A 22,714-nucleotide genomic window follows, 5' to 3' on the forward strand; every position below is an offset into this window, starting at 1 on the left:
TTGTGCAATGCAACTGTGCTTGACTGAGGCTTTAACGGCAGAATCCCGTTGCTAAGTCCACTCCTCCATTGCACGCGTGAAGGCAGGGAGATAGGTTTCGACCTCTAACAAAGCAGAGGTTCCAATCATCATGTTTCAGTCGTTTGAGGTCGCAAGCAATCCAGCCACCGCCGCGCCGCGCGTCGCCAGGCTGCGTGCCGAACTCGAGACCCTTGGCCTTGACGGTTTTCTCGTCCCGCGCGCCGATGAGCACCAGGGCGAATATGTACCCGCCCGCGCCCGCCGTCTGGCCTGGTTGACCGGGTTTACCGGCTCGGCCGGCGTTGCCTTGATCCTGAAAAGCAAAGCCTATCTGTTCGTTGACGGTCGCTATACGTTGCAGGCCGCCGAACAGACGGATCCAGAAATCTTCACGATTGAAAGTCTGGTCGATACTCCGCCACCGGTATGGCTGCGCAATGCCGAAAAGAAATTCACCATCGGCTTTGATCCCTGGCTGCACACGATCAGCGAAACCAAGGCCCTGCGGGAGGCACTCGAAAAGAACGGTGGCAGTCTCGTTGCAGTCAAAGACAATCTGGTTGACATGATATGGGACGATCAGCCAGCCCCGCCGCTCGAAGCCGTCACCATCCAGCCGGAAAAATATGCGGGCAAGCTTGCCAGCGAGAAGTTGCACGAACTGGCCGAGACAGTTGCCAAGGCAAAAGCCGATGCGACGATCCTGACGGATCCTTCGTCAATTGCCTGGGCGTTCAATATTCGCGGCAATGACGTCAGCAACACACCTCTGCCGTTGGCTTTCGCGCTCCTTCCCGCATCGGGAGAGCCGCTACTCTTTATAGACAAGCGCAAACTGCCGATCGAGATCGGAGGCTTATCTCACGCAACTGTCGACATTGCGTCCGCCCTCAGCTCTGGAGAGTGACATCTCGGCTTTCGCCGCCGAAGGCAAGACGGTGATGCTCGATCCAGCGCTGGCAGCCGAGAAGCTTCGACTGATCATTGAACAGGCTGGCGGAAAGGTCGCCGACGGCCTTGATCCGGCCCGCTTGCCACGCGCCGTCAAAAACGCCGCCGAGCTTCAAGGCGCGCGCAAATCACACGAGCGCGATGGCGTCGCCATGGTGTCTTTCCTATCGTGGATCGATGAACAAGCGCCCGGGACCATCGACGAGATCATCGCCGCGACGAAACTGGAAGAAACGCGCCGTACGGTAGCAGAGGGTTTCCAGATGCCGCTCGAAAACCTTTCCTTCGACAGCATCTCCGGTGCGGGGCCAAATGGCGCCTTCGCGCACTACCGGGTCAGTACCGCGTCGAACCGTACGTTGGAAGACGGCGAACTCTACCTGATCGACAGCGGCGGCCAGTACCGCGACGGCACGACCGACATCACCCGCACGCTGCCGGTGGGTAAGCCGACCGACGATATGAAGCGCAAGTTCACACTGGTGCTGAAAGGTATGATCGCCATCACGACCGCACGTTTCCCCAAGGGCACGCGTGGCATGGATATTGACGCTCTCGCCCGCATTGCGCTGTGGAAGCAGGGTTATGATTACGGGCATGGAACTGGCCACGGCGTCGGCTCTTTTCTCTCGGTGCACGAAGGGCCGCAAAGCATCTCGAAGCGGGGCGTGCAGGAACTGCTGCCGGGCATGATCCTTTCCAACGAGCCCGGCTACTACAAACCCGGTCCTGGTGGCTATGGTATCCGCACGGAGAACCTGCTGATCGTCACCGAACCGGAAGTGCCGGAAGGCGGAGACATTCCGATGATGGGCTTTGAGACGATCACACTCTGCCCCATCGACAAGCGTTTGATCGACACCAGCCTGCTGGTGCGGGAAGAACTGATCTGGCTTGATGCCTATCATGCGCGCGTTCGCGAGGCTCTGCTCCCGCACACGACCGGCCCGGCACGCGAATGGCTTATCGCGGCGACCGAGCCGTTCGGCCACGAACTGAAAGGTTGATCAGGAGAGCTGGCGCAGCAGGATAATCATTGCTGCGCCGGCAAGAAACATTGTCAGGGCATTGAAGCGCAGTGAAATCAGCCCGGCAAAGGCCAGCGCCACCAGACCGCGCCAATCGGCAGTAGCAGCCGCGGGCGCGACCAGCGTCGTCAGGACGGCAGCCGGCACCGCATTCAACGCCACTTCGACACGCGGATGAATGCGCTCAAAGCGTGACAATACCAGGTGACCGCCAATACGCGTCAGGAATGTCAGGATTGCGCCGGCGACAATGATCCAGAATATCGAAGACATCAGCGTTTCCCTTGTGCTTTTTCCGGCTTGGCAACGATCACGGCCACCAGAATACCGGCCAAGGCACCGATACTGACATGCCATGGCGAACCGACCGTCTTGTATGCAATGATCGAGGCTATGGCGCTGGCAATGACAATCGGAGCCCAGTTGTCGCGCTTGCGAAAGCCCATGACCAGTCCGAGGAAATAGATCGGCAACAGCATGTCGATACCGAGTGCATGCGGATCGGAAATGAGGTTGCCGAACAGACCGCCGATCCACGCTTCGAATACCCACATCACATAGATCGGTGTGGCCACGCCGAGATACCAGACAAATGTCACCGGTTTCCCGGATTCCGCTCGCTTCTCAGTTTCCGCATATTGCGGGTCGGTCAACAGGAAATAGCTGAGCGCGCTCTGCAGCGCCTTGAAATGGCCGATGCGCCGGCCCACGGCGGCCGAATAGAGGACGTGGCGGAAATTGACCGCGAAAATCGAAAAGACGATCAGCCAAGCAGGTATGTTGTGGCCGAAGAGCTCGATACCAACCATCTGGCTGGCACCGCCGTAGATCGCGGCGCTCATCAGCACCGCTTCGGACACGCTAAAGCCGTTATCGACAGCAAGTGCGCCAAACAACAGGCCGAACGGGGCCGAGGCGATCATGATGGGCAAGCCCTTGGCGAAGCCCTCCCAGAATTGCGACCGGGAACTCGTGGGTTCGGCCGTGGCGGTGTCCCGTTGATATATTTGCTCGTCCATGGGTCTGCTCTAGGCCAGGATGGTCAGGCTGTCACGTGAGATTTGTTGATCGATACCATCAATGTTGCTGCAATAAGGGACTGCCGCCCCTTCTTGTCACCGCATTGCCCTGTAGGTAGGTTCGGCTCGAGAGCGTTCAAAGGAGAAAAACCATGGCGCATGTCATCGATCGCGACGTCTGGGCGCATCATCCGGAACTTTGGCGGGGAGAAGTCACCGGCAAGCCCTATGGCACCAATGTATCGATCATCTTTAATTGCCAGGAATGCATCGGCGCCGGTCCGCGCTTGCACAAACATCCCTACACCGAGACATTCATCATCCGTAAAGGCCATGCCCGCTTTACGGTCGGTGGCGAAATCATCGACGCCCATGAGGGTCAGATCGTCGTCTCACCCGCCGATACACCGCATAAATTCGAGAATCTGGGCCCCGGCACGCTCGAGACGATCGATATTCACGCCAACGATGTTTTCGTGACGGAGTGGCTCGAGTAGCTGCGCTCAGACGACCAGCGTCCCTTCAATCGCCCTGCCCCAGTCAATTAACGGCTTTGCCCGCACGGCAAAGTCGAGAAGATCGTCGGCAAGCCCTGGCGAGGTGATGCCGGAGGGGTCAATCGGGAAGCGGACGACGAAGTTCCGGTTGCGCAGCGCTTCAATGAGATCTGGATCAGTGACAGTTTCAAACCCGCGCGGCGTTCGCTTCAAGCGATTGGTGTCGTTCAGTTCGAGCCCGTTCTTGGCAAGCGCCTTGACCATTGCACGGTACTTTTCCGGCTTCTCGACGATAGCCTTGCGCATGGCCAGCAGAAGTTCCGGCTTCGGTTGCCACCAGGCGATGGCGGCATAGCACCCACGATAATCCTCAAGGCCGATACAGACATAGAAGCAGCCGCTCTCCGCCCATTTATTGCCGTCGGGCGACAACAGCGCGGACAGATGCCGGTTATAGGGGCTCTTATCCTTGGAAAAGCGCGTATCGCGTTTAATGCGGAATTGCGATTTCTTCCTGTCGCCCCGGAAAGGCAGGCCTGCCTTCTCGAAACGCACCAGCAGATCCTCAACCAGATCGCCGAGCGGTTCATAAAGATGCGCTTCGAACAAATCCTTGTTTTCCAGAAACCATTCGCGGTTCTGATGGAAATCCAGTGCCTTCAGAAACGGCAGCGCCTTGTCACCAAAGCCTTTAAAGACAATCTCGCTCATGCGCCCACCAGTGTGAACCAGGCATCCTCATCGATGACTTCGATGCCAAGATTTTGCGCCTGCGTCAGCTTTGATCCAGCGCCAGGACCGGCCACGACAAGGTCGGTTTTCTTGGAAACGGAACCAGCCGTCTTGGCGCCGTAACGCTCGGCCATGGCCTTGGCCTCGTCGCGCGACATGCGTTCAAGCGAACCGGTGAAGACAATGGTCTTGCCGGCAACCGGCGAGTTACCCACCGTTTTCACTTCCTCATCGAGAGGCGTCACCTCGGCCAGAAGCGCTGCAAGTGCCTCGCGATTGTGTTCTTCCGCATAGAAGTCGACCAATGCTTCGGCGACAATGCTGCCGATGCCTTCAACCTCGTTCAGCTCGCGCCATGCATCATTGCCCTTGTCGGCCCTGTCCTTGGGCGGCACCGCCGCCATGGCAGCATTGGCAAGTGCTTCATAGGAGCGATAGGCCTTTGCCAGCCGCTTGGCATTGACCTCGCCAACGTGGCGGATGCCGAGAGCATAAATGAAGCGGCTGAGCGTGATTTCGCGCCGGTCGTCGATCGCGTCATAAAGCTTCTTCACCGAAGTCGCACCGAAACCGTCAATGTTTTCAAGCTTGGTGAGGGAGTCGGCTTGGCGTTTCTTCAACGTGAATATATCGGCGGGCGTGCCTATATGCAGCGCCGGATCATCGGACTTGAAGAAGAATTCGACCTGTTTCTCGCCAAGGCCCTCGATGTCGAAGGCATTGCGCGAAACAAAATGGCGGATGCGCTCCACCGCCTGCGCCGGGCAGATCAGCCCGCCGGTGCAGCGGCGCACCGCCTCGCCTTCCTCGCGCACCGCGTGCGAACCGCAGGCCGGGCACGTGTCCGGGAAGACATAGGCCGACGGCCCGCGCGGCTTGTCCGCAACGATGTCGACGATCTGCGGAATGACATCGCCGGCGCGCTGCACCACGACCGTATCGCCAACGCGGAGGTCCCGGCCCTCGCGGATCGGCTGGCCATTTTGGCCGATGCCCTTGATGTAGTCCTCATTGTGCAGCGTCACGTTGGTGACGACGACGCCCCCGACCGTGACCGGCTCAAGCCGCGCCACCGGTGTCAGCGCGCCGGTGCGGCCAACCTGAATATCGATGCCCCTGAGGATCGTCATCGCCTGTTCGGCCGGGAACTTGTGCGCAATCGCCCAGCGCGGACTGCGCGAGACAAAACCGAGCCGCTGCTGCAGTGCCAGATCATCGACCTTATAGACCACACCATCGATGTCGTAGCCGAGCAAGGCACGCTGTTCTTCAATCTGGTGATAATGCTTCACCAGAGCTTCCACTGTTTCGAAACGCTGCATCAGCGGATTGACGCGGAAGCCATAGGATCGGAATGCTTTGACCATGCCCATCTGCGTCTTGGCAGGCATCTCGCTGACCTCACCCCAGGCGTAGGCGAAGAATTGCAGCGGCCGCGAGGCGGTGATCGTTGCATCGAGCTGGCGCAGCGAGCCCGCCGCCGCGTTGCGCGGATTGGCGAATATTTGTTTGCCGTCTTTGGCCTGCCGCTCATTGAGCGCGGCAAAATCCGCATGGCTCATATAGACCTCGCCGCGTACCTCGAGCACATCGGGCGGATTGTCACCCAGCACATTGGGGATGCTCGCCACCGTGCGGGCGTTAAGCGTGACGTTCTCGCCGGTCGTGCCATCGCCGCGCGTCGCGGCCGTTACCAGCCGCCCCAGTTCATAGCGCAGTGAGAGCGACAGGCCATCGATCTTGGGTTCCGCCGTGATTCTGATTTTCGCATCCGAAGCAAGTTTGAGAAATCGGCGGATACGGCCGACGAAGTCCTCGACGTCACTATCGTGGAATGCATTGTCCAGTGAGAGCATCGGCACGACGTGAGTGACCTTGCCGAACTTTTCCGAGACGCTGGCGCCCACCTTGTTCGAGGGCGAATCCTCGCGCCTCAAATGCGGGAAACGCTGCTCGATGGCGAGGTTCCGCCGCCGCAGCGCGTCATATGCCGCGTCTGAGATGATCGGTGCATCTTCGGTATTGTAGCGGTAGTCGTGCTGGGCAATCTCGGCTGCGAGGCGGCCAAGTTCCTCGGCGGCTTCCGCCTCGCTCAAGTGTTCTACGGGAATGTCTGCCATAACTATCGTCTAATTGTTGTGCTTCGTCATGTGTGTAACGTTAGCGAGCCCGTTGTGAAAGAGAAAGTGGCTCAAGCGCCCTCATGAATTTTTGGTTCTGGCTTTTTGTTGTACCTCCAGCCTTGGTACTTAGCGCAAGACCACAGGAAAATGACTGGCTCACGATGGCGCGATTGGTCGGCGCTGTTGCCCTGGCCGTCTTGCTTGGCAAACTGGTGGCCGCATTCGATGAACGGGTTGCAACCGAAGTCTATGCCGAATGCCTCGCCCGCATCCCCTCCGGTGAACTTGAAGCCATGCGTTTCGATTGCACCACGCAAAAGTACCGTGCGGTGGAAGTCCGCGACCTGTATTTTTATTTTTTCTGGACAACAAGTGTCGGATATGCTGCGGCCTTCGAAATTATCCGGCGCATCTGGCTTCATCCCAAAAGGCCGATATTTTGCAGGAAGAACTTGATAAGCAATATGTTTATCCTCTTAACTTCTCCACTTGTTGCCGCATTGCTCGTTCTATCGCTTATGTTTTTTTTCTATGCGTTTGGGGACTACATACTTTTGACGCATCGCGTCGTTTATGGGAAATAGACACTCATTCCGGCCATCGGTACATGCTATCTTCCGCATTGATTTTCGCTTCGCTTGTGAAACGTGTGGTCCATGTAGCTGTAATCGAGTACGCTGTTCCTCCGAATTCTGTCCATTGCCACGAATCCGGTGTCAAGGCAGAGGAACCAGTCGCGATTTCCCGCAAGTCTGCAGTATCCGTAAATGTGTCCGAGTATTGGTAGACGATTTCACCTTCTATATACATCATGCCGTTTTCGGTTTTGACCGATCCTGTAAATTGCCCGCCGACGACACCGCCCCCGAACGCAATAACATAGTTGATAAATTGATACGATCCGTCGAAATCGTAGGAGACCGGACCAGATTTCACCCTCCTGGCAGCGTCGATGATCTGCGCGTTAATGCGATCGATCACCAAAGCGGGATAAAAATATTGGAAAATCGGGCCCGCCAAATTGCCTGTCTCAGACAGTGTAACGGGCCTACCACCACCATTTCTGAAATGATCGATAAAGTTCCACGTATTCCACTGTTTAGGATTGTCCTTGATGTCGCAGATAACAGTCTGATAGGCATATTCGCTGTCCCCTCGTTCATAGGGTTCGGCTGTGCAGCGGCAATTATAGTCTTCTCCCGGATGGCCGGTTTCCGGCGGATTATCCCAGGCAAATACCTTGCCGTTATTTTCAATGTGAGAAGGGCGGACCTGTGGGTCGCCGCGTGTGCGCCAGATATAATGCGTCGTTGGATGACCGAGATCTTCCGCCTTGAGCGACGGGTGTATGGGAGTTCCCCGGCGCAGATAGTTACCAAAGGCCTTGCGGTATTCCAGTGAATTGAGAACGTTCATCGTGTCTCGTCCCGTTGCGTTGAGACAAGGATACGGCGGTGAAAGAGAGCGTGGATAAGTTAGCTGATAGAGACGCCGGGAATACCGTCAATACCGCGCGTTCACGGGACCCGGTCGCTCAGGAAACGGCGGCAGCGTTTTCGCGTAAAAGGCGCACAGCCGCGGCGCGCGCTTCGTCAGTGACACTGGCACCGGCGAGCATGCGGGCGATTTCCTCCTGCCGGTCGCCCGTTTCCATAGCGCGGATCGACGTCGCCACACGGTCATTCCCGGCGGCAGCCTTCGCAATGAGGAAATGCGTCTGCGCCCGTGCGGCAACCTGCGGCGCATGGGTTACCGACAGCACCTGGACCTGTCCGGCGAGGCGCCGGAGCCGCTGGCCAATGGCATCGGCAACGGCGCCGCCTACCCCCGTATCGATTTCGTCGAACACCAGCGTCGGCGCCGAGCCGCGATCGGCAAGCGCCACTTTCAGCGCCAGCAGGAAACGTGAAAGCTCGCCGCCGGACGCGACTTTCATCATCGGTCCAGCGCGGGTGCCGGGATTGGTCCGCACCCAGTACTCGACCGTATCGATACCATCGGATGTGCGGTTCTGCGGATCGGTTGCCATCTCGACAATGAATTCAGCCCGTTCGAGTTTCAGCGCGGGAAGCTCGGCCATGACGGCCTGTTTCAGATGGCCGGCGGTTTCGCGGCGGTCCACCGAAAGTGCCAGGGCTGCCTGATCATAGGCCTCGCGCGCCGCCACGGCTTCCTTTTCCAATGCAGCAAGGCGTTCTGCACCGGCGTCGATATCGGCAAGGTCGGCATCCATCCTGTCGCGTAGGGCAGCGAGGTCATCCACCGGTACCGAATATTTGCGTGCCGCAGCGCGAAGTGCGAACAGCCGTTCTTCCGTCTGTTCGAGCACACGCGGGTCGAAGTCGATGGCGCGAATGGCCTGTCCGATACCATTTTGCGCCTCGGCCAGTGCGTTCAGGGCTTCGTCGATCGCCTTGACGACCGGCTCCAGCAATTGCGGCGCTTCCGGCACCTTGCGCTCAAGCCTCCGAACCAGGCTGGCGAGCGAGGGCACGGGCGACGCATTGCCGGACAGGACCTCGTTGGCATCGTTGACATCGCCTGCGATCTTTTCGGAGCGCATCATGTCCGTGCGCTTGATTGCCAGCGTCTCTTCTTCCTGCGGTTCGGGATCGAGCTTGGCAAGCTCCTCGACCGAGGCGCGCAGGTAATCGGCTTCGCGTGTTGCCGCTTCCACCTTGGCGCGGTGGCGAACCAGCGCGTGCTCCGTATCGCGCCACGTCTTGTGCAGTGCCCGGACCAGTGCAGCCTTGGTTTCCAAAGCGCCGAAAGCGTCCAGCAGTGTGCGGTGGATATCGATGTCTATCAGTGCGCGGTCATCATGCTGGCCGTGGATTTCGACGAGCCTGCGGCCAAGCTCCTTGAGCAGCGTGACGCTAGCCGCCTGATCGTTGATGAAGACACGGCTGCGGCCATCGGCGGTTTGCACCCGGCGCAGGATGATATCGCCGTCGTCGTCGATATCGTTTTCACGCAACAGCGTGCGGGCCGGGTGGCTGCCCACCACATCAAAGACTGCCGTAACCTGCCCCTGCTCCGCGCCATGGCGCACGAGGGAGGCGCCGCCGCGTGCTCCGAGGGCAAGCGACAACGCGTCAAGCAGGATGGATTTACCGGCACCGGTCTCGCCGGTCAGTACCGACAAGCCTTCGCGAAACTCGATGTCGAGCCGTTCAATCAGAACAATATCGCGGATCGACAGATGCGAAAGCATGATCGCTCAGGTTAGGGTGTTTAAACTAGACGCCGTCTTTGCCACCAGTGATAGCAGATGCGGCCTTGGACAGCCATGAACCCGTGCTTTCACGCGGCTCCAGGCCACCGCTCTGCAGAAGTTTGTAGCTATCCTTGTACCATTCGCTGTCCGGATAGTTCTGACCAAGAACTGCCGCCGCAGCCTGTGCCTCATTGGTGATGCCCATGGCGTAATAGGCTTCCGTGAGCCGGGCCAAGGCCTCTTCGACATGACGCGTGTTCGAATACTGTTCGACAACGCCGCGGAAGCGTTTGATCGCTGCGACATAGTCCTTGCGCTCAAGATAATAACGGCCGACCTGCATTTCCTTGCCGGCGAGCTGGTCGCGGCCGAAACGGATCTTCGCCTTGGAATCTTCAACATATTCGGAATCGGGATAGCGTTCGACCACTTCACTGAAGGCGGCAATAGAGCGTCGTGTCATGCTCTGTTCACGCGTGACATCCGGAATCTGGCGGTAGTAGCAAAGGCCAGTGATGTAATAAGCGTAGGCAGCTTCCGGCTGCGTCGGATAGAGGGCAACGTAACGCTTGGTCATGGCAAGCGCATCGTCATACTTGCCGGCACGATAGTTGGCAAATGCGCCCATCACCAGTGACTTGCGGGCAAATTCCGAATAGGGATGCTGCCGGTCAACAGCGTCGAACTTCTTGGCAGCCTCGTCGAGACGACCGGAATTCAGGTTGGCAAGCGCCTGGTTGTAGAGAACGTCAGCAGGTTCGATCGTGTCGACATAGGCATTCAGATCCAGATCGTCGTCTTTCGAGGCGCAACCGGAAATGGCTATAGCGCTGGCAATTGGAACGAGCAGAAGGGCCATCCGGGCCTTGTTGCCAAACCCTGTTTTCATCGACATTCTGCAATTCGCCATGCTGTCTCCGGCCCCACATAATAATTTAAGAGCATTGATCGCAAACCCGATATCACGTTTGCGGCTCATGCTCTAGGCATAGTCAATCTTACCGTCGGTTGGGCGTTCATAAACCACAAGCGACGAGAATCAGCAATCTTATTGCCATGTAATCGTCCAATTTTGTGGCGGACCGGAAAATGAGTGGCAAAGACCCCCGTTAATCCGATTTTGGCAGCGAAAGATGCCCGATTTTATACGCCTGGATGCCATCTTGCGGAACTATATACCGCGGCTCGCCCCATAGTTGAATGCGAATCCGCGTCCAGTTTGTGGGTTCGAATGCAGAAATAGCGGCAAGTGCACCACCTTTCTCGACGTCATGGAAGGCTTCCTCGCTTTCACGCTTGCGCAATTCAGCGAGCGAAACATGACCTGGCGTTACCAGGATTTCGCGCGTAGCAAACGTTGCCTCGCGGATCGCCGGTGACATGTGCGCCTGCCAGACGAACCAGGTCTTGACCTGCGGCCAGCCGAACGACCGCGTGAGCCCGACAAAACCTTCCCCGCAAAGAAAATCATTCAGACCCTCCTCGTGGTTCCAGAGGTAAAACGGCGCATAGAGATTCTCCTGGCTTCGGGTTTCATCGTCCCGGCGCGCCGTCAGATAGGCCTTCAATTTCAGGTTGGGAAAATTGTCGAGCAGATGCCCTTTTTCCACGATACGCCGGTCGATGACCGACATGTCGTAGTCGGCCGGCAAAGAAAAACTGTACTGCATGGCAATCATGGCCACGATTCCTTTCCATGCAATCAGGTCATACGGCGTCCAGCATCTGTGCTTCGCCATTACTGAAGGACCACTCATCCCGGCTCGATGTGCTGATAATGATCATGACATCCTCCGGCCTGATACCGGGCGCATCTTCCAGCAACGCGACCAACCGCTTGTAGAACGCCTTTTTTGTCGCCGTGTCGCGCGGTTTGCCCGTGGTAATGGAGAAAACAACAAATTCATCCGAGCGCGGTCCGCCGAAATAATTGCGATCGAAGATCAGTTCTCCGGGGCGATGCTGATGGATGGCCTGGAAACGGTCATCCGCGGGTACGTTGAAAGTCTCCACCATAGCCTGATGAAGGCTGTCTGAGAGCGCTTTCAGGTATTCGGGTGATTTACCCTCAAGAAGCGAGATTCGGGTAAAAGGCATGGAATTGATCCTTTCTATACAGCCTGAGTAGCAACTCGATAAACTTGACGCTGGATTCATAGACGGGCATATTCATCCTGAAAATCAGAAAATACAGGACTTATGATCCTGAAAAACAGGATAATTAAAATGCGACGGATCACTTTCGATCTCGATGTGTTGAGAACCTTTGCCACCGGCATGGAGCTTGGCAGCTTTGCCAAGGCAGCTGACAGGCTAGGGCGCTCCACCTCGGCGGTAAGCGCACAATTAAAGAAACTGGAACAGCAGGCGGAAACTCCGATTTTTATAAAAGCAGGACGCGGCTTGGCACTCACCGATGCAGGGGAAACCATGCTTGCCTACGCACGCCGTCTACTCGATCTCAACGATGAAGCTGCCACGGCGATCCACGGAACCGGGCTTGAGGGCTGGGTAAGGCTCGGCCTGCAGGAGGATTTTGGCGAGACCATTCTTCCGGAAGTGCTTGGGCAATTTGCGCGTGCTCATCCAAAGGTGAGGATTGAGGCGCGCGTGGCTCGCAATGCGGAACTGATCGATCGCGTTACATCCGGGCGTCTCGATCTGGCTCTCGCCTGGAGCGCTGGAGCGGTTACCCCCCACTGCCAACGCGTCATGGATGTACCGATGTGCTGGGTTGGCCCGGCCAGGGAGCCAAAGGATTGGATGGCGTCGGCAGACGAACCGCTGCCGCTGGCCGCATTGGAAGCGCCGTGCCTCCTGCGAGCCGCGGCAACGAACGCGCTCGACCGCGCGGGAATTCCATGGCGGCTGGCATTTACCAGCCCAAGTCTGGCGGGCTTGTGGGCGGCAACCGCAGCAGGGCTGGGAGTCACGATCCGTACCCCGATTGGACTTCCTGCTAGCGTACAACCTCTGGTTCCAGCGGATGGTGGATTACCCGCCCTGCCGTCTCTCGGATTGGTCCTTCATCGCGCGGAAGCGCAATCCGAACCCGCGACGGCGCGCCTGGCAGCAATCATGCTGCAGGCGGTGCACAAGGAGATACCAGGCTTCTGACCGTTGTCAGATGGCCCAAGGCGCAAAGACAGGAGCGTTTACAGCAACGAGCGACGCGCCTCGCGACTGTCCGCGTTTGCCCGCCATTTCCACAATCTCGAATGCGGTATGATCTGAAAGAAGTGCACGCAGGGCGGCAGCGTTGAGACGGTGGCCGCCACGATAGGAGCGGAAACAGCCAATGAATGGAGCTCCGGCTAGCGCCAGGTCGCCAATGGCATCAAGAGTCTTGTGGCGCACGAACTCATCCTCGTAGCGCAGGCCGCCAGGATTGATGACGGAATTGTCGTCGCCGATGACCAGCGAATTGTCGAGCGATGAGCCGAGCGCCAAGCCGGCGGCCCAGAGTTTTTCCACGTCACGCATGAAGCCGAAGGTACGCGCCCGCGAAATTTCCTTACGGAAGATTGCCGCGTTCATATCGCTGGCGAATTTCTGCCGGCCAATGACCGGCGTCTCGAAATCAATCTCCACCTCATAGCGCGTGCCTTCATAGGGACAAAATTCCGCCCATGAAGCTCCCGCCTCGATACGCGACGTCTTGAGCACTCGGATAAACCGGCGCTTCGCCGCCTGGTGCACAAAACCGGCTTGTTCGAAGGCATCCAAAAACGCGGACGATGTCCCATCAAGGATAGGCACTTCCGGACCATCGATCTCGATAATCATGTTGTCGATACCCGAACCGGCAATCGCCGCCATGACATGCTCGACAGTGCTGATGCTAATACCCGCCCGGCTGGCAAGCGTCGTTGACAGATCTGTCGTACCGACTTCGGACACGAGCGCTCGAATTTCGTGGCTATCGCCAGTTCCATCGAGCCTGTGGAAAACAATACCGGTATCCGGGTCGGCGGGCACAAACGATATCGTCACTGGCGCACCACTGTGCACGCCTGCGCCGGAAAGCGAGATACGCTCTGCAATCGTTGTCTGGAAATCGTGCAATTGAAACCTCGTGCCCGTGAACCGCGAGCCAGACAGCTTTATCCGGCATCTGATACTTAACCTCGCAACGACGTATGCGTCAGAATCAACATCGCGCTCATGTTGCAGCGCAAGATACAGTCGGCACTGCATGATGCAAAATCACGCTTTCGAGACGTTTGTAACGAAAGCGCTATACCACCAGCTAAGTCGTTCCCATGTCATTTCAATAGTTTGAAAGAAAAATTCCGCCACTGATACAATGGCGGAATTCATGTTCGTTAATATTCCGTGACCGGATCAGTTTGCCTGCCGGCGAAGGAACGCCGGGATTTCGAGCTGATCATCCTCGGAAGGCTGGCGTGTCTGCGGCTGGACCCGGCCCTGTTCGTCAAGCTGTCCGCGACGCGGCGCATAGATTGACGCATCCTGTGAAAGCGGGCGGCGCGGTTCGGCCGGACGCATGGCGGGTTCCCGCGGCTGCGCCGGTTCCAGCCGGGCCGTCTCATCTTCGCGGCGGGTCAGGCCAGCGGTGAGACGCTTCAGTAGTCCCATAGGGCCACGATCCTCGTGGCTTTCATAGGCAGCCTGATCACGACCGTTGTCACGCGTTCCCATGTCGCGGGCATTGAGCTCCGCCTGCACGACCGGTGGGAAATCAGCCACGTTCGGCATGCGCGGGGCAGCCGGCTGCGGTGCAGGTGCTGCCTGCATTTGCGGCTGAGGTGCTGGCTGAACAGGCTGTTGCGGAGCGGCGCCAACGGGCGCGTCGAAGACTTCCGGTGCCGGAGCCTGGAAAATGCGGCTCTGTGGACGGAATTCCTGTTCAGCAGGCTGCGGCGCACGCTGCGGCATGTCCTGCTCGGCAGCGCGAATAGCGTCCGCTACCGGATCTGCCACGCGAGCGGCCGGCTGTTGGACAACCGGACGGGCAACTGTCTCAACCCTTGCCGCGACCTGCGGAGCAGGTTTGGCAATTGGCTTCAGAGGCTGGCGAAATTCGATCGGCGCAGGCGCCGACTCCCCAATCTGCTTGTCAATGCCAGTTGCAACGACGGAAACGCGGATGATGCCTTCGAGGCTTTCGTCGAAGGTTGCGCCGAGGATGATATTGGCATCCTGGTCTACTTCTTCACGAATACGCGTCGCAGCCTCGTCAACTTCAAACAGCGTCATGTCGCGGCCGCCAGTGATCGAGATCAGCAGGCCCTTGGCGCCACGCATGGAGGTTTCATCGAGCAGAGGATTGGCAATCGCGGCCTCGGCGGCAGCCATTGCGCGGCCATCACCGGACGCTTCGCCGGTGCCCATCATCGCCTTGCCCATCTCGCGCATGACCGAACGAACGTCAGCGAAATCGAGATTGATCAGACCTTCCTTCACCATCAAGTCGGTGATGCAGGCAACACCCGAGTAGAGGACCTGATCGGCCATTGCGAATGCATCGGCAAAGGTCGTCTTGTCATTGGCAATGCGGAAGAGGTTCTGGTTCGGAATGACGATAAGAGTATCGACGTTCTTCTGCAGATCGGTAATTCCCATATCGGCGGTGCGCATGCGGCGCTGACCCTCGAAATGGAAAGGCTTGGTCACGACGCCAACGGTGAGGATGCCCTTTTCGCGCGCCGCGCGGGCGACAACAGGAGCGGCGCCAGTGCCGGTGCCGCCGCCCATGCCAGCGGTGACGAAGCACATGTGCGTGCCCGACAGGTGATCGTTGATCTCGTCGATGCATTCCTCAGCAGCTGCGCGGCCAACTTCCGGCTGCGAACCTGCACCGAGGCCCTCCGTCACTGCGGCACCGAGCTGAATCAGACGTTCAGCCTTGGATTGCGACAGCGCTTGCGCGTCGGTATTGGCCACAACAAATTCAACACCGCGCAAACCGGCATTGATCATGTTATTGACCGCATTGCCACCGCCACCGCCAACACCGAAAACGGTGATCCGGGGCTTAAGCTCGGTAATATCCGGCTTTTGCAGATTGATGCTCATGTGTTCCGTTCCTTTTCGTCTTTACCGCCTCGCCGCTGCGGTATTTTTTTGGGTTTCCCCGATTGATCAAAAACTCTCTCTCAGCCACTGGCCGATACGCTGAAAACGCCCACCCGTACCTGTCATCAGCGATGATGAACCGGCCTTTACAGAACGCTCCTCAATTCCTGCGACTTGCGGATAGATCAGAAGACCAACCGCTGCAGAGAAAGCCGGTCCCTTGGCTGCTTCGGGAAGCCCCGTAACACCAAGGGGACGGCCGATTCTGCACATTGCGCGCCAGGATGCGGCGGGCCACTTCGGGCAGCCCTGCCAACTGACTGGCTCCGCCTGTCAGGACGACCCGCTTGCCAACAATCTGGCCATAGCCGGACTGATTGAGCCGATCGCGCGCCAGTTCCAGCGTCTCCTCGACGCGAGCACGAATAATGCGCGTCAGGACGGCACGCGGATATTGGTTGGGGACATCACGCCCGTCATTGCCAAGAGGTGAGACACTGATCAGGTCGCGATCATCGGCAGCGCTGGGCAGTGCCGAGCCATGCATGACCTTGAGCCGCTCCGCATCGTCCATGTGGGCAGAGAGGCCGCGCGCAACATCCATCGTCACGTGATTGCCGCCAATGGCGATCGCATCCGCATGAATGAACTTTCCTTCGGAGAAAACCGAAATCGTCGTCGTACCGCCACCCATGTCGATGCAGGCAGCGCCCATCTCGGCCTCGTCGTCGACAAGCGCAGACAGACCGCTGGCATAGGGTGTGGCAATCATCGCTTCGACCGACAGGTGGCAACGGTTGACGCAAAGCTCGAGGTTGCGCAGCGGCGCGGCATCGGCTGTCAGCACATGCATTTCAACGCCGAGCGTATCGCCGATCATGCTCAGCGGATCGCGAATGCCGCGCTCGCCGTCGAGACCATAGGCGATGGGCAGCGAATGAACGAGATGGCGCTCCGTTGCCAGTGCCTGCTTGGCTCCGGCTGCAAGCACACGGCGAATATCCGCCTGATCGACCTCATGCCCGCCAAGATTGATGCTGGCCGAGAAGCTCTCGCTCTTGAGGCGACCCGCGGAAATATTGACGATCATCGAGTCGACGGTCAGCCCAGCCATCCGCTCGGCCGCATCGACTGCCAGGCGGATCGCCTGCTCGGCAGCGTCCAGATTGACGATCACGCCGGACTTGATGCCACGCGACTTCTGATGCCCGATACCAAGCACCTCGATGCGATGGGTGCGGCCCGGCAGGTGCGCACTTTCCTCGCGCGGACGCAGCCGCGCAATGATGCAGCATACCTTGCTCGAACCAATGTCAAGAACTGTCAAGGAGCGCGTCCGTTTTGCGGATGGCGCTCCATTCGACGTGCCCTTTCCGTTCAGAATACTCATATACGCTTCTCCGAACGCTTTGGCGCTTTATCCCGCGCCTTCAAATACTCAACGCGCTGTACCATCGCATCTGGTGTCAGCTTGACGACCACGCGATCTGTCAGACGCATATCGACCGATGCGATATCGCGCGACAGAAGCCCCGCCTTGCGGTCCATGCCGGCAATGTCAGCAAGCGCCTCGTCGATCCGGTATTCCGGCAGCATCAGGGTCACGCCATTTTTCAGAAGGAGGTCCCAGCGCCGGTCACCGACCCGCGCATACGCCTTCACCTCACCTGCTATTTGCGGAAAGGCTGCCATTTGCGCCAAAAGCAGTTTCGCCTGCTTGTCAGCCCCTGCACCGATGATCAGCGGCAACGCAGCACTGCGACCGCCAGAGAACGGAACGATGACGCGACCATCTGCGTCGATTACCGAAAGTTCGCTGCCATTTTGCCAAACGGCGACGGCTGTCCGCTCATGAATCGAAATCTGGATCGTGTTCGGATAGACCTTGAACACATCAACGGTTTCGACCCAGGGCAGCCCTGCGACAGCCTTCTGCGCATCGGCAGCACTCAAACCAACCAAAGAGGTTTCACCATCAAGACCGAGCGCACCCAGCACATCGATCTCAGAGGTTTCCTTGTTACCGACGACCTTCACGTCTTCAATGGCGAAACCGAAAGTTGAGGTCGTGACCTTAACCACTTCCGGCGCGTGACCACCCAGAATTGCGCCATACGCACCGGTTAAAGCCAGAAAGGCAACGGCACCGATTGTGCCCACATGGTTGGGGATCGAAACTTCACCCTCGACCATACGCGAAAACACGCGCACCGGTTTACGCAGGAATTTCGGCAGGACGATGCGGAAACGGCGCAAAACAGCCGCGCTGCCCGAAGACACCGGCTTGACACCCCGCGGGTGCGCATTTTTGCCCTTCAACGCAAACACGATGCGTCCTCCACCATCCAACTCAACAATTCACCGAAGGTATGCCCCGCAGCTTTGGCGATATCAGGCACGAGAGAGGTGGGAGTCATGCCCGGCTGAGTGTTAACTTCCAGCCAGATAAGCTCGCCATCCTCGGAAAAACGGTCATCGTAACGGAAGTCCGACCGGGTAATCCCTTTACATCCAATTGCCTGATGCGCCTTGAGTGACAGTGTTTGTATTTTTTGGTAAATTTTTAGTGAAATTTTAGCGGGAACCACATGATTTGATCCACCTGCAACATATTTTGAATCATAATCGTAGAACTGATGGCCCACGGGGATGATTTCGCACACGCCGATGGCGACATCCCCCATCACTGCGCAGGTCAATTCGCGCCCGTGAATGTAGCGCTCGACCATGACGATATCACCATATTTCCAATCACCCGAGGTGATGACCTGCGGCGGATGCGACTGATCCTCCTTGACGATCACGACGCCGAAACTGGACCCCTCATTCACCGGCTTGACGACATAGGGCGGCTTCATCGGATGCTTCGAAGAAAAGCTCATCCGGTTCATGACTTTCGCCTCGGCCACCGGAATGCCGGCCGCCTTGGCAACGATCTTCGCCTGCTCCTTGTTCATGGCCAGAGCGGAGGCGAGAACGCCGGAATGGGTATAGGGAATTTCAAGATATTCGAGGATGCCCTGGATGGTCCCGTCCTCGCCGAACGGACCATGCAACGCATTGAACGCCACATCGGGCTTCAACTCACGAAGCACACTGGCAATGTCGCGGGTGACGTCAACCCGGGTGACCGGGTAACCCTCCGCCTCCAAAGCATCGGCGCAAGAATTGCCGGAGGACAAACTCACCGGACGCTCCGATGAAAAGCCACCCATTAGCACCGCAACATGCTTTTTCGCCATCAAGGCAACCCCTCGAACACTTCCCCATCAGAAGCGAAAAAAGGCATGAGTCGGCGCACATCCGGCGGCCAGGGACCGCAGACACCCGAGACTGGTGAAAACCAGCCGACTCAAATCAGTTAACGCTTACCCCTAAAGAATCAGAGAGTTGATCTCGCTGACAAGTCCCCAATGATTCAACAATGAAATTTCGTGTAAAAAAATGTACTTCCGGCTCGAAAGCGGCGTCGCGCAGGATCACAGCTTTCGACGTGCTAGAGCAACTGCCCCATGAACTCGTGCACTTCATGATTGGCTCGGAACAACCCGAGGCGCTTTATTTCCCAATGCAGCCTGATGCCGGATTTTTCCAGCACGCGGGACCTAATGGTCTCGCCCAGCGTTTCAAGGTCGTATCCGGAGGCAGTGCCCGTGTTGATCATGAAGTTACAATGCATGGGCGACATTTGAGCGCCGCCGATCATCAGGCCTCGCCCGCCAGCCTTGTCGATTTCCTTCCATGCAGATGAGCCTTCCGGGTTCTTGAAGGTTGAACCGCCGGTTTTCTCGCGAATGGGCTGCACAGTCTCGCGATGCTGCTGCACCGCGTCCATCGCCGCCTGGATGTCGCGTTTGTCACCGTGCGTTCCTTCGAACAGCGCCGAGGTGAAGATCAGGTCATGCGCGGCCCCAGAATGGCGATAGGCATAGCCCATATCGGCATTGGAGAGCACATGCAGCTTTCCCTTGCGATCGAGGGCTCGCACTTCGACCACCCGCTCCCGGGTTTCGACACCATTGGCGCCGGCGTTCATGCGCAAAGCGCCACCGATGCCACCGGGGATACCATGATAGAAATGAAAGCCGGCTATGCCTGCCTCCAGCGCCACCGCTGCTACGCGCTTGTCGGGCGTCGCGGCACCTGCCCGAAGCTGCGAATCCCCGACGCGCTCTACCTCGCCAAATCCCTTGGCGGACAAGCGCACGACAAACCCTGGAATGCCGCCGTCGCGCACCAGAAGGTTGGAACCGATGCCGACCGGGAGAATCGGATATTCGTCTGGAACAGCCTTCAGGAAGGCTGACAGATCTTCCTCATCAGCCGGCTGAAACATGACCTCGGCAGGGCCACCCGCACGAAACCACGTAACTTTTTCCATTCCCATATTGGGCGTCAAACGCCCTCGCAACCCCGAAAATCGGTTCCCCAGCTTTTTCAGCAGGGCTTCGCCATCAATCAGTGAAGACATATTATCCTTCCAGCAGTTTCGCCCCCGTCGGCAATTGTCGGGGCAACCGCCAAATCTAGAGCGCCGCGAGTTCCTTTGGCAAGGCGTAGGCCCACCCGGTAATGCTGCCTGCGCCCAGAAAAATCACGAAATCTTCCGGCTTGGCGATTTCAGCGACCAGAGGCGCAACCTCTTGCGGCCCGCCAATATAGCGGGCATCGCGGTGCGCGGCAGTCCGGATGCGTGAAACCAGAGCCTCCGACGTGACACCCTCAATCGGATCCTCGCCCGCCGTATAAACCGGAGCGATAATAACCGTGTCGGCATCGTTGAAGCAGGCAGCAAATTCGTCGAACAGGCTGGCAAGGCGCGTGAAACGATGCGGCTGGACGATGGCGATGACGCGGCCCTTGGCGGAATCGCGCGCCGCCTTCAACACAGCCTTGATCTCAACAGGATGGTGGCCGTAATCGTCGAAAATCTCGACGCCGTTCCACGTTCCGGTGTGTGTGAACCGTCGCTTGACCCCACCGAAGGAGGATAGCCCCTTCTTGATGTCTTCAGCGGAAATGCCGAGCTCAAGTGCAACCGCAATTGCCGCTGTGGCATTGGAGACATTATGGCGGCCGGGCATCGGCAGGCGAAGGCCAGTGATCTCGGTTATTTCGCCAGTCTTGCGTTTTGCAATCTGCACATCAAAGCGGGAACTCGCGCCATCGACCACAAGATTGATGAAGCGCACATCCGCCTGGGGGTTCTCGCCGTAGGTGATAACCCGGCGATCCTCTATGCGCGATACCAGCGACTGCACCTCGGGATGGTCCAGGCACATGACGCCAAAGCCATAGAACGGAACGTTCTCAACGAATTGCCGGAATGCTTCGCGAACACGGTCGAATGTGCCGTAGTGATCGAGATGCTCCGGATCGATATTGGTAATCACCGCCACATCGGCAGGGAGCTTGAGAAACGTACCGTCGCTCTCATCCGCTTCCACGACCATCCAGTCGCCCTCACCCATGCGTGCGTTGGTGCCATAAGCGTTAATGATCCCGCCATTGATCACAGTAGGATCGAGATTGCCGGCGTCGAGCAATGTGGCGACCATCGATGTCGTTGTCGTCTTCCCATGCGTCCCGCCAATGGCGACAGCTTTGCGGAAGCGCATCAGTTCGGCCAGCATTTCCGCACGGCGGACGACCGGCAGTAACTTTTCCCGCGCGGCAATCAGTTCCGGATTGGACTTCTTGATGGCGGTCGAAACAACAACGACTTCGGCATCACCGACGTTTTCGGCCTTGTGGCCAACAAATATCTCAATGCCCTTTTCCCGCAGTCGCTGCACATTGGCGCTGTCTGCCTGGTCGGAGCCCTGTACCTTGTAGCCGAGGTTGTGCAGGACTTCGGCAATGCCGCTCATGCCAATACCGCCGATACCGATAAAATGAACAAGGCCAATGTTGAGCGGCATCTTCATGGACGCACTCCTTTTTTGAATTCCGTGATGGTTTGACCGGACGCAATAGCCTCTGCGAGGTCCGCAAGCAACCTTGCAGCGTCAGGCTTGCCAGTGCTGCGGGCTTTTTCCGCAACAAATGCCAGCCGGGAGGGCTCATTCATCGCGCTCGTCAAGATCTTTGCTATACGTTCGGGCGAAAGCTCGGGCTGTTTGATAACATCTGCACCGCCAGCCGCTTGCAATGCCGCAGCATTCGCTGCCTGGTCATGGTCGAGCGCATGCGGAAACGGCACGAGGATGGCGGGCCGCCCGATGGCGGCGATCTCTGAAACGGTCGACGCTCCGGATCGCGAAAAAATGAAATGTGCGTCGGCGATACGCCGTGGCATATCCTTGAAGAACGGCGCGACCTCTGCCTTGATCCCGAGCGATTGGTAGGCGGAACGCACTTGGGCCTCGTCCTCGGCACGTGCCTGCTGCGTCAAGATGAGCCGATCCTGATCTTCCTGGGCAAGCAGCTTGATCGCAGCGGGAATGGCGGATGAAAAATATTGCGCGCCCTGACTGCCGCCAAACACGAGGAAATAGAAGGGTTGATGTGGTTGCGACGGGTGGTAGGGCTTGCCGACTTCAGCGAGAACTGCTGGGCGAACCGGATTGCCAGTGACGATGGTCTTGTCCGTAAAGGGTCCGCCAATGTTCGGCAAAAATCCGCCGGCGATCGCGTTGACACGGGTCGCTAAAGCCTTGTTGGCACGGCCCATAACGGCATTCTGCTCATGGACAAGCGTTGGAATTTTCATGCCGCTCGCGGCGTAGAGCGGCGGCAGCGTGGGGTAGCCGCCAAATCCAGCGACGAGTTTTGGTTTCGTCTGTCGGAAGAGTTTGCGAGAATCGAGATTTCCCTGCCAAAGCGTCCAGAAGGTTTTCGCCAAGGAAAATGGATTGCGTCCGGCGATCGTGGCGGATCGGACTATATGTATCTGACGGGCAGGAAATGCACCCGTGAAGCGCTGGGCGCGATCGTCGGTGGCGAGGTGGATTTCCCAATCGCGCGCCATCAATTCGTGTGCCAGCGCCTCGGCCGGAAAAAGGTGACCGCCAGTACCGCCGGCGGCCAGAAATATGACACCTTTCGACATGGCCACTCAGACTGCGCCTACCATGGAACGCGTCTT

General features: G+C 58.1%; 19 protein-coding genes and 2 pseudogenes. 4 read left to right on the top strand and 17 right to left on the bottom strand.

Annotated features, from left to right (window positions below):
* Positions 1–127: 127 nt before the first annotated feature.
* Positions 128–1,979: pseudogene (locus N8E89_RS01735) on the top strand (aminopeptidase P family protein).
* Here the strand turns inward: N8E89_RS01735 and N8E89_RS01740 are convergent.
* Complete coding sequence (locus N8E89_RS01740; protein WP_106662745.1) at positions 1,980–2,273, bottom strand: branched-chain amino acid transport AzlD family protein; 294 nt, start codon at positions 2,271–2,273, stop codon at positions 1,980–1,982.
* A complete protein-coding gene (locus tag N8E89_RS01745) occupies positions 2,273–3,019 on the bottom strand; it encodes an AzlC family ABC transporter permease (RefSeq protein WP_262260970.1) in 747 nt (248 codons plus the stop codon). Before N8E89_RS01745 ends, N8E89_RS01740 begins: the two co-directional genes overlap by 1 nt.
* 152 nt (positions 3,020–3,171) lie before the next feature.
* Here N8E89_RS01745 and N8E89_RS01750 point away from each other — a divergent pair, with 152 nt between their 5' ends.
* Positions 3,172–3,516, top strand: coding sequence for a cupin domain-containing protein (locus N8E89_RS01750; RefSeq protein ID WP_262260971.1), 345 nt, complete (start codon positions 3,172–3,174; stop codon positions 3,514–3,516).
* A gap of 6 nt (positions 3,517–3,522) precedes the next feature.
* Here N8E89_RS01750 and N8E89_RS01755 read toward each other — a convergent pair whose 3' ends face one another.
* Both N8E89_RS01755 and ligA read right to left on the bottom strand, forming a co-directional pair.
* Positions 3,523–4,227 carry a DUF2461 domain-containing protein gene (locus N8E89_RS01755; protein WP_262260973.1) on the bottom strand — a complete coding sequence of 235 codons (705 nt, stop codon included), beginning with the start codon at positions 4,225–4,227 and terminating at the stop codon, positions 3,523–3,525.
* Positions 4,224–6,368, bottom strand: a complete 2,145-nt coding sequence (ligA, locus tag N8E89_RS01760; protein ID WP_262260974.1) for an NAD-dependent DNA ligase LigA — start codon at positions 6,366–6,368, stop codon at positions 4,224–4,226. Before ligA ends, N8E89_RS01755 begins: the two co-directional genes overlap by 4 nt.
* 83 nt (positions 6,369–6,451) lie before the next feature.
* On the opposite strand from ligA, the gene N8E89_RS01765 reads away from it, so the two are divergent.
* Positions 6,452–6,955: a hypothetical protein gene (locus N8E89_RS01765; protein WP_262260975.1), complete on the top strand. Its 504-nt coding sequence runs from the start codon at positions 6,452–6,454 to the stop codon at positions 6,953–6,955.
* A gap of 4 nt (positions 6,956–6,959) precedes the next feature.
* On the opposite strand, the gene N8E89_RS01770 is transcribed toward N8E89_RS01765, so the two are convergent.
* The 5 genes from N8E89_RS01770 to N8E89_RS01790 form a co-directional block, all read right to left on the bottom strand.
* Positions 6,960–7,787: a phage minor head protein gene (locus N8E89_RS01770; RefSeq protein WP_262260977.1), complete on the bottom strand. Its 828-nt coding sequence runs from the start codon at positions 7,785–7,787 to the stop codon at positions 6,960–6,962.
* 118 nt (positions 7,788–7,905) lie between these two features.
* Positions 7,906–9,585, bottom strand: coding sequence for a DNA repair protein RecN (recN, locus tag N8E89_RS01775; protein ID WP_262260978.1), 1,680 nt, complete (start codon positions 9,583–9,585; stop codon positions 7,906–7,908).
* Positions 9,586–9,610: 25 nt separating this feature from the next.
* Entirely contained in the window at positions 9,611–10,477 is an 867-nt protein-coding gene (locus tag N8E89_RS01780) for an outer membrane protein assembly factor BamD (RefSeq protein WP_106662737.1), read from the bottom strand.
* A 220-nt stretch (positions 10,478–10,697) separates the two neighbouring features.
* Complete coding sequence (locus N8E89_RS01785; protein ID WP_262261790.1) at positions 10,698–11,267, bottom strand: DUF4865 family protein; 570 nt, start codon at positions 11,265–11,267, stop codon at positions 10,698–10,700.
* A 28-nt stretch (positions 11,268–11,295) separates the two neighbouring features.
* Positions 11,296–11,685: a tautomerase family protein gene (locus N8E89_RS01790; protein WP_106662735.1), complete on the bottom strand. Its 390-nt coding sequence runs from the start codon at positions 11,683–11,685 to the stop codon at positions 11,296–11,298.
* Positions 11,686–11,814: 129 nt separating this feature from the next.
* On the opposite strand from N8E89_RS01790, the gene N8E89_RS01795 reads away from it, so the two are divergent.
* A complete protein-coding gene (locus tag N8E89_RS01795; RefSeq protein ID WP_262260980.1) occupies positions 11,815–12,705 on the top strand; it encodes a LysR substrate-binding domain-containing protein in 891 nt (296 codons plus the stop codon).
* A gap of 6 nt (positions 12,706–12,711) precedes the next feature.
* Here N8E89_RS01795 and lpxC read toward each other — a convergent pair whose 3' ends face one another.
* The 8 genes and pseudogenes from lpxC to murG form a co-directional block, all read right to left on the bottom strand.
* The gene (gene lpxC / locus N8E89_RS01800) at positions 12,712–13,653 is read right to left on the bottom strand and encodes a UDP-3-O-acyl-N-acetylglucosamine deacetylase (RefSeq protein ID WP_113172027.1); all 942 of its coding nucleotides are present in this window, start codon (positions 13,651–13,653) and stop codon (positions 12,712–12,714) included.
* Between the two features lie 279 nt (positions 13,654–13,932).
* Positions 13,933–15,627: a cell division protein FtsZ gene (gene ftsZ, locus N8E89_RS01805; protein WP_262260981.1), complete on the bottom strand. Its 1,695-nt coding sequence runs from the start codon at positions 15,625–15,627 to the stop codon at positions 13,933–13,935.
* Positions 15,628–15,693: 66 nt separating this feature from the next.
* Positions 15,694–17,017, bottom strand: a pseudogene (gene ftsA, locus N8E89_RS01810) (cell division protein FtsA).
* Positions 17,014–17,955, bottom strand: a complete 942-nt coding sequence (locus tag N8E89_RS01815; RefSeq protein WP_262260982.1) for a cell division protein FtsQ/DivIB — start codon at positions 17,953–17,955, stop codon at positions 17,014–17,016. Before N8E89_RS01815 ends, ftsA begins: the two are co-directional and overlap by 4 nt.
* The gene (locus tag N8E89_RS01820; RefSeq protein ID WP_106662729.1) at positions 17,943–18,869 is read right to left on the bottom strand and encodes a D-alanine--D-alanine ligase; all 927 of its coding nucleotides are present in this window, start codon (positions 18,867–18,869) and stop codon (positions 17,943–17,945) included. The genes N8E89_RS01815 and N8E89_RS01820 overlap by 13 nt, the downstream gene beginning before the upstream one ends.
* Positions 18,870–19,123: 254 nt before the next feature.
* Positions 19,124–20,098: a UDP-N-acetylmuramate dehydrogenase gene (murB, locus tag N8E89_RS01825; protein ID WP_262260983.1), complete on the bottom strand. Its 975-nt coding sequence runs from the start codon at positions 20,096–20,098 to the stop codon at positions 19,124–19,126.
* A gap of 55 nt (positions 20,099–20,153) precedes the next feature.
* Positions 20,154–21,554, bottom strand: coding sequence for a UDP-N-acetylmuramate--L-alanine ligase (gene murC, locus N8E89_RS01830; protein ID WP_106662728.1), 1,401 nt, complete (start codon positions 21,552–21,554; stop codon positions 20,154–20,156).
* Positions 21,551–22,678: an undecaprenyldiphospho-muramoylpentapeptide beta-N-acetylglucosaminyltransferase gene (murG, locus tag N8E89_RS01835; RefSeq protein ID WP_262260984.1), complete on the bottom strand. Its 1,128-nt coding sequence runs from the start codon at positions 22,676–22,678 to the stop codon at positions 21,551–21,553. The genes murC and murG overlap by 4 nt, the downstream gene beginning before the upstream one ends.
* Between the last annotated feature and the right edge of the window lie 36 nt (positions 22,679–22,714).

The sequence above is a fragment of the Phyllobacterium sp. A18/5-2 genome, assembly GCF_025452215.1.
Lineage (GTDB): Bacteria > Pseudomonadota > Alphaproteobacteria > Rhizobiales > Rhizobiaceae > Phyllobacterium > Phyllobacterium sophorae.

What these genes read in the sequence shown, in the direction of transcription:
- ftsZ (WP_262260981.1), bottom strand. Translation starts at nt 15,627, where the DNA reads ATGAGCATCAATCTGCAAAAGCCGGATATTACCGAGCTTAAGCCCCGG.
- N8E89_RS01785 (WP_262261790.1), bottom strand. Translation starts at nt 11,267, where the DNA reads ATGATTGCCATGCAGTACAGTTTTTCTTTGCCGGCCGACTACGACATG.
- murB (WP_262260983.1), bottom strand. Translation starts at nt 20,098, where the DNA reads ATGTCTTCACTGATTGATGGCGAAGCCCTGCTGAAAAAGCTGGGGAAC.
- N8E89_RS01790 (WP_106662735.1), bottom strand. Translation starts at nt 11,685, where the DNA reads ATGCCTTTTACCCGAATCTCGCTTCTTGAGGGTAAATCACCCGAATAC.
- recN (WP_262260978.1), bottom strand. Translation starts at nt 9,585, where the DNA reads ATGCTTTCGCATCTGTCGATCCGCGATATTGTTCTGATTGAACGGCTC.
- murG (WP_262260984.1), bottom strand. Translation starts at nt 22,678, where the DNA reads ATGTCGAAAGGTGTCATATTTCTGGCCGCCGGCGGTACTGGCGGTCAC.
- N8E89_RS01765 (WP_262260975.1), top strand. Translation starts at nt 6,452, where the DNA reads ATGAATTTTTGGTTCTGGCTTTTTGTTGTACCTCCAGCCTTGGTACTT.
- N8E89_RS01820 (WP_106662729.1), bottom strand. Translation starts at nt 18,869, where the DNA reads ATGGCGAAAAAGCATGTTGCGGTGCTAATGGGTGGCTTTTCATCGGAG.
- murC (WP_106662728.1), bottom strand. Translation starts at nt 21,554, where the DNA reads ATGAAGATGCCGCTCAACATTGGCCTTGTTCATTTTATCGGTATCGGC.
- N8E89_RS01740 (WP_106662745.1), bottom strand. Translation starts at nt 2,273, where the DNA reads ATGTCTTCGATATTCTGGATCATTGTCGCCGGCGCAATCCTGACATTC.
- ligA (WP_262260974.1), bottom strand. Translation starts at nt 6,368, where the DNA reads ATGGCAGACATTCCCGTAGAACACTTGAGCGAGGCGGAAGCCGCCGAG.
- N8E89_RS01795 (WP_262260980.1), top strand. Translation starts at nt 11,815, where the DNA reads ATGCGACGGATCACTTTCGATCTCGATGTGTTGAGAACCTTTGCCACC.
- N8E89_RS01750 (WP_262260971.1), top strand. Translation starts at nt 3,172, where the DNA reads ATGGCGCATGTCATCGATCGCGACGTCTGGGCGCATCATCCGGAACTT.
- N8E89_RS01745 (WP_262260970.1), bottom strand. Translation starts at nt 3,019, where the DNA reads ATGGACGAGCAAATATATCAACGGGACACCGCCACGGCCGAACCCACG.
- N8E89_RS01780 (WP_106662737.1), bottom strand. Translation starts at nt 10,477, where the DNA reads ATGAAAACAGGGTTTGGCAACAAGGCCCGGATGGCCCTTCTGCTCGTT.
- N8E89_RS01755 (WP_262260973.1), bottom strand. Translation starts at nt 4,227, where the DNA reads ATGAGCGAGATTGTCTTTAAAGGCTTTGGTGACAAGGCGCTGCCGTTT.
- N8E89_RS01770 (WP_262260977.1), bottom strand. Translation starts at nt 7,787, where the DNA reads ATGAACGTTCTCAATTCACTGGAATACCGCAAGGCCTTTGGTAACTAT.